Genomic DNA, 6000 nt, shown 5'->3' with positions numbered 1-6000 from the left:
CGGGCGAATGCCCGCGAGCCGGTCACGTTGCAACGCTCGCCCACGTTCACGAAAAGCGTGTCAGACTTGATGGCGAAGGGCTCCAAGCCACTCAAGTGGGTAGCGGAGGGTATTTCGGTGGGCAGCGGGCGCGGCCGGTACCGCTCGGCCAGCTTGCTCAGCTCGGCAATGTGCTGGGGCGTGGTGCCGCAGCAGCCGCCCACCACCGTCACAATGCCTTCCTTCAAATACTCTTCCACCAGCGCCGCGAATTCTTCGGCCGATTCGTCGTAGCCGCCAAAGGCGTTGGGCAAACCGGCGTTAGGATAAGCCGAAATGTGCACGTCCGAAATACGGCTCAGCTCCTGCACGTACTGCCGGAGCTGGTCGGCCCCAAGGGCGCAGTTTAGGCCCACGCTCAGCAGTGGCAGGTGGCTGATGGAGTTCCAGAAAGCTCCCACGGTCTGGCCGCTCAGGGTGCGGCCCGAGGCGTCCGTAATCGTGCCCGAAATCATGATGGGCACCACGCGGCCGCCTTCGTCGAAGAACTTCTGCACGGCGTAGAGCGCCGCTTTGGCGTTCAGCGTGTCGAAAATGGTTTCGATGAGGAGCGTGTCCACGCCGCCATCCACCAAGCCGCGCACCTGCTCCAGGTAGGCCGTGGCCAGCTCGTCAAACGTCACGGCGCGGAAGCCGGGCCGGTTCACATCGGGCGAAAGCGAGGCCGTGCGGTTGGTAGGACCCACGGCGCCGGCCACAAAGCGCGGCTTGTCGGGGGTAGCGTACTCGTCGGCCGCCTCGCGGGCCAGGCGCGCCGACTCGTAGTTCAGCTCGTACACCACGTGCTCCAGGCCGTAGTCAGCCTGGGCAATGGTGGTGCCGCTGAAGGTATTGGTTTCCACCATGTCGGCCCCGGCGGCGAAGTACTCGGCGTGGATGCCCTTGATGATATCCGGCCGCGTGAGGCTCAGCAGGTCGTTGTTGCCGCGCAGCGGCCGGTCATGGTCGGCGAAGCGGGTGCCGCGAAAATCCTCCTCCGTCAGCGGGTAGCGCTGAATCATGGTGCCCATGGCGCCGTCGAGAATCAGCAGGCGCTGGCGGAGCAGTTCGGCAAGGGGAGACGGAGCGGCGAGGGTGGCGGTGGACATTTCTTTCGGATTGAGTAACGGGCAAAAAGCGCGTATCCAGAAAGAAACCCAAGCGGCGGGGCTCGGTTCCGGCTGTCATCTTCTTTCACCAAAAAAAACGCGGTGAAACGGGAGTTGGCACCTACTCGTGGTAGGTTGCCAAGACGTCATCGGGCCCGGTCCCTCGGTCTTTCTGGATAGCAGCGTAGTACAAATATACAACTTGTAATTTGTAGCACATGCTTTAGCTTGTGCCCGCTCGCATGATGCACAAGCTAAAGCATGTGCTACGATATTACAGCCCCCAGGCAGGCCACACGCTGCCCGCCGCGAACATCACCGGCTCAGGCGGCAATTCCAAAAACGCGTCGGCGCCCACCAGCCCGGTGAGGTCGCCGGAGCCGCCCACGCGCAGCGGCGTGGCCAGCCGGCGCCCTTCGGCGTCCACGGTCAGGCGCACGGGCACGAAATGCGCCAGTTGGGGCTTGAAGTTTATTTCCACGGTGAGCACGGCGGGTGCGGGAGTTTCAGTAGTTGCTTCTTCTGTGCCAAGGGGCTGCTGCACGGCGCGCAGCCAGGGCAGCACATACCGGCAAGCCGTGAGGAAAGTGGACACCGGGTTGCCGGGCAGCCCAAACACCACCGGACCGGCTTCTTTGGCCCCAAACCACATGGGCTTGCCGGGGCGCTGGTTCACCTCGTGGAAAATCTCAACCACCGCCAGCTCGCGCAGCAGGCCCGGAAGGTGGTCGGCGCGGCCCTTGCTCACGGCCCCGCTCAGCACCACGGCATCGAAGCCCGCACCGATGATGTTGGTCAGCCCCAGGCGCAACGCCGTAAGCTCGTCGGTGAGGTGAAACAGCGTCACTTCGGCACCCGTCTGAATAAACAAACCCTGGAGGGCATAGGCATTGGAACGCCTGATTTGGTGCGGCAGCGGCGTTTCGCTGATGTCCACCAGCTCGTCGCCGGTGCTTACCACGGCCACGCGCGGGCGGCGCGTCACGCGGATTTCGGCGGCGCCCACGGTGGCGGCTACGGCCAGCTCGGCTGGCCCCAGGCGGGTGCCGGGGGCTAGCAGCGCATCGCCCCGGCGGCGGTCGGCGGCCTGGCGGTGCACGTTGACGCCAGGCGCGGCGGGCGGCGCAATTTGGATGGTAGCGCGGCTGTTTTCCAGTGCCGTGTCCTCGTAGCGCACCACTACGTCGGTGCCGGGGGGCAGCACGGCGCCCGTCATCACTTCCACGGCGGCCTGCGGGTCTTGCAGCGGCTGGGGCGGCGCACCGGCGTACTGCGTGTGCTCAATGGCGAACTCCGTCTGGCCCGCCGCCCAGGCGGCGTGCACCACCGCAATGCCGTCCATGGCCACCCGGTTGAAGGGCGGAAAGTCGCGGTCAGCCGTCAGGCTTTCGGCTAGCACGCGGCCCAGCGCTTCGGGCAGGGGCACGGTTTCGGCAGGCAGTGGGCGGGCAGTGGCCAGCACGCGGGCAAAGGCTTCGGCAACGGAGAGCATGGGGGGTAATGAAATAATGTTCAGGGGTGAGTCGGCTGCCGCGAACCTATGGAATCAGCCGGTCCTCACGCAGCTGGGCAAATAAGTCGAAAAACGAGTCTTCGGTGCGCTGGTACACGGCGAAGCCGCGTTGGCGGCTGTTAGCCATATCGGTCATCACCTCAATGGGCCGGCCCAAGTCCAAGTCGGTGTGCCAGGGCGAGGCCAGCCGGCTCAGGTCCGCCTCGGCCAGGCCGTGCTGCGCGGCAATGCCGCGCCAGAGGTCGGCATCGCCGGCCATTTCGGCTACCAGCGGGTGCATGGTGCCATCGAAGCCCACCGGCTCCACGCCAAACCATTCGGCCAGGCGCCCCCACAGCCAGCTCCAGCGGAAAATATCCCCGTTCACGATGTTGTAGGCTTCGTTGCGAGCCGCCTCGGTGGTCGCGGCCCACACCAGCTGCTTGGCAATGACGCGGGCATCGGTCACATCGGAAAGGCCGTCCCATTGCGCCTGCGAGCCGGGCCAGCGAAACGGCCGGCCGGTTTCCTTACAAATGCTGGCGTACACGGCCAGCGTGGTGCCCAGATTCATGAGGTTGCCCACCGCTTTGCCGATGATGGTGTGCGGGCGATGAATGCTCCACTTGAAGCCGTCGCGGGCCGCCGCAGCATACACTTCGTCTTCCTGGGCATAATAAAAATTGTCGAGCGCCAGCCGGGGCTGCGCCTCGCGCAGCGGCGTGGGGGGCGGCAAGCCGCCGTTCACGTACGCCTCAAACGGCCCCAGGTAATGCTTCAGGCCCGTGACCAGAGCCACATGCTGCACAGAACCTTTCTTGCCAAGCACGGCCAACAGGTTGCGCACCATGGCGCCGTTCACGCGGATGTTCTCGGCCTCGGTGTCGTTGCGCATCCAGCTGGTGATAAACACGTGCGTGGGCGCCACGTTGGCCAGGGCCGTTTCCAGGCTGGCCACGTCGAGCAAGTCGGCGGCCACGGGCTGCAGGCCGTCAATATCCGTGCTGGGCCGGCGGGCCAGGCCGTAAGTTACCCAGTTGTTAGCCAGCAGCCCCCGGGCCAGGTTGCTACCGATGATGCCGCTTGCACCCACTACTAAAGCGGTATTGGTCATGATGTGTATTTATGTCAAATAGAAAAGACGTGTTCCCGAATAAGCAGAAACGAAAAAAATGAGTCATGCTGAGCTTGCCGAAGCATCTCTACCGCGCAACTAATCCAATCGACTCAACGGTGCGGTAGAGATGCTTCGGCAAGCTCAGCATGACTCATTTTTTTCGTTTCTGTATTTAGGAACAATTCTAAAGTATGGGCAGGCCCAACGCGCCCGGCCTGTAGAACTGCCAACGTATTTTCGGCCAGTCGTGGCCAGTCGTGGCCAGGAAATGGCCAGGAAATGGCCGGCCGCCGCCATACTTTGCGACTAAACAATCAGCGGCCAATTTTGGCTGTTAGCAACGCCACGGCGGCCGCCTGCCTGTGGTAGCGGCCTCGCTTTGCCTCTTTGATGCCAACGATTAGACGTAATTACGCGTTTCTGCTATCTTATGCTAACCAAAAATTTTACGCACGTGAACGCCGCCAACGAGCCCACCATGGTGGACGTGGGCGCCAAAGCACCAACCCGCCGCGTGGCCCGCGCCCAATGCCGCGTGGTGCTGGGCGCCGAGCTGCTGGGCCGCGTGCAGGCCGGCGAGATGCCCTCGCACAAGGGCCCGGTCATTCACACGGCCATTTTGGCGGGCATCATGGGAGCTAAGCGCACCGCCGAGCTCATTCCGCTGTGTCACCCGTTGGGTCTCGACGACTGCAAAGTGACCATCGTGCCCGACGGCCCCGATGCCCTGCGCGTGGAGTGCACCGCTGTGGTCACGGGCCGCACCGGCGTGGAAATGGAGGCCCTGACCGGCGCCACCATCGCGGCCCTCACCATCTACGACATGTGCAAGGCCTTCTCGCACGATATCACCATCGACAGCGTGCAGCTGGTGGAGAAAACCGGCGGTAAAAGCGACTTTCACCGGGCCGAAAATTTGTAAATTTCCTCATGGACAGTTCCCCAACCCCCACTGCAAAGCGCTCGAAACACGCCGCCCTGGCCCGGCCCGATTTGGGTGAGTTTGGCCGGCACGAGTTGGCGATACTAGGCGCCCCTTGCGGCGACATTCAGGCCCTGGTGGCGCACCTGCTACCGCACCTGGCTCCCGCGTTGCGCATGGCCTACGTCGACGCCGACCACGCCGCCATCCGTGCCGCCGACGAAGCTGCCGCTACGGCCGCTGCTGGCGTGCCTCTCCACCTAGCGGCGCCGGCTACCAGCCCCACGCTGGGCGAAAACGGGCTTTCGGCCGAGCTGGTTGACTACGTGGCTTACCGGGAACTACGCACCCGCCGGCCGCTGGACCGGTTTTCGCAGCCTGAATTACTGGCCCACGAAAGCGTGGTACTGGTGAACGGCAACCACTTCCGCGCCCGCCAGCAGGTGGTGATTGTGGACCCGCGCAAGCCGCTGGACAAGAAGCTCGACCGCCTCACCGATGTGCGCTTGATACTGCTGGCCGACGGCCAAACCGACCTGCCCGCCGGGCTGGCCCAGCACCTGAGCGCCGCCCCGCTGCCGCCCGTGCTGCGCCTGAGCGACACGGCCGGCATTGCCGCGTTCATTCGCCAGTGGTACCTGTTGGCGGTGCCCGTGCTGCGCGGCCTGGTGCTGGCGGGCGGCCGCAGCGAGCGGATGCAAACCGACAAAGGCGCGCTGCATTACCACGCCCTCGACCAGCGCCAGCACACGGCCGCGCTGCTCGGGGAGTTTTGCCCCGACGTGCGCGTGTCCGTGCGCCCCGACCAGGCCGCCGCCCTGCCCGCCGGCCTCAAGCCCCTGCCCGATACCTTCCTCAACCTGGGGCCGCTGGGGGGCTTGCTTTCCGCATTCCAGGCCGACCCCAACGCCGCGTGGTTGGTGCTGGCCTGCGACCTGCCGTTCCTGACCCGCACCACGCTGGATTTTCTGGTGACCAACCGCCAGCCGGCCCGCGCCGCCACGGCCCTGCGCAGCCCCTGGAATGACTTCCCGGAGCCGCTGGTCACCATCTGGGAGCCGCGCAGCTACGGGCAGCTGCTGCGGTTTCTGGGCCTGGGGTATTCGTGTCCGCGCAAGGCACTCATCAATTCTGACATTGAGCTGCTCACGCCACCCGTGCCTGAGGAGCTGCGCAACGTGAACACGCCCGAGGAGCGGGCGGCGGCAGAACGCGAGTTGATTGGGTAGGCGTCAGAAAGTCAGTTTGGTTGATGCGTTCGTCTTCCTAAGGACAGCATTTTGGAAAAGGTGGCTTTGTATTGGTTAGGAGTGAATAGGCGTTTGTGGTTCAGATTGGCACA

The 6000-nt window shown here is 64.4% G+C and carries 5 protein-coding genes and 1 riboswitch; of the genes, 2 read left to right on the top strand and 3 right to left on the bottom strand.

Annotated elements, in window-relative coordinates; genetic code table 11:
- The 3 genes from GM79_RS03245 to GM79_RS03235 all read right to left on the bottom strand — a co-directional run.
- Positions 1–1127: homocysteine S-methyltransferase family protein (locus GM79_RS03245; RefSeq protein WP_200875571.1), on the bottom strand; the 1127-nt coding region annotated here is incomplete at its 3' end.
- 72 nt (positions 1128–1199) lie between these two features.
- A riboswitch (SAM riboswitch) is annotated at positions 1200–1310 on the bottom strand.
- A 91-nt stretch (positions 1311–1401) separates the two neighbouring features.
- Entirely contained in the window at positions 1402–2619 is a 1218-nt protein-coding gene (locus tag GM79_RS03240) for a molybdopterin molybdotransferase MoeA (protein ID WP_035559071.1), read from the bottom strand.
- Positions 2620–2665: 46 nt separating this feature from the next.
- On the bottom strand, positions 2666–3733 hold the full coding sequence (locus GM79_RS03235; RefSeq protein WP_035559068.1) for an SDR family oxidoreductase: 1068 nt from the start codon (positions 3731–3733) through the stop codon (positions 2666–2668).
- A gap of 433 nt (positions 3734–4166) precedes the next feature.
- Between GM79_RS03235 and moaC the strand changes: the two genes are divergently transcribed.
- Positions 4167–4658, top strand: coding sequence for a cyclic pyranopterin monophosphate synthase MoaC (gene moaC, locus GM79_RS03230; RefSeq protein ID WP_035559066.1), 492 nt, complete (start codon positions 4167–4169; stop codon positions 4656–4658).
- A gap of 8 nt (positions 4659–4666) precedes the next feature.
- Positions 4667–5887 carry an NTP transferase domain-containing protein gene (locus GM79_RS25940; protein ID WP_235183901.1) on the top strand — a complete coding sequence of 407 codons (1221 nt, stop codon included), beginning with the start codon at positions 4667–4669 and terminating at the stop codon, positions 5885–5887.
- Positions 5888–6000: the final 113 nt, after the last annotated feature.

This window comes from Hymenobacter sp. IS2118 (assembly GCF_000715495.1).
Lineage (GTDB): Bacteria > Bacteroidota > Bacteroidia > Cytophagales > Hymenobacteraceae > Hymenobacter.
Note: the sequence above shows the minus strand (reverse complement) of the source record. Positions and strands in the feature narration are given on the sequence as shown.

Coding starts and splice junctions, on each gene's coding strand:
- GM79_RS25940 (WP_235183901.1), top strand. CDS start 4,667: ATGGACAGTTCCCCAACCCCCACTGCAAAGCGCTCGAAACACGCCGCC.
- GM79_RS03240 (WP_035559071.1), bottom strand. CDS start 2,619: ATGCTCTCCGTTGCCGAAGCCTTTGCCCGCGTGCTGGCCACTGCCCGC.
- moaC (WP_035559066.1), top strand. CDS start 4,167: ATGCTAACCAAAAATTTTACGCACGTGAACGCCGCCAACGAGCCCACC.
- GM79_RS03235 (WP_035559068.1), bottom strand. CDS start 3,733: ATGACCAATACCGCTTTAGTAGTGGGTGCAAGCGGCATCATCGGTAGC.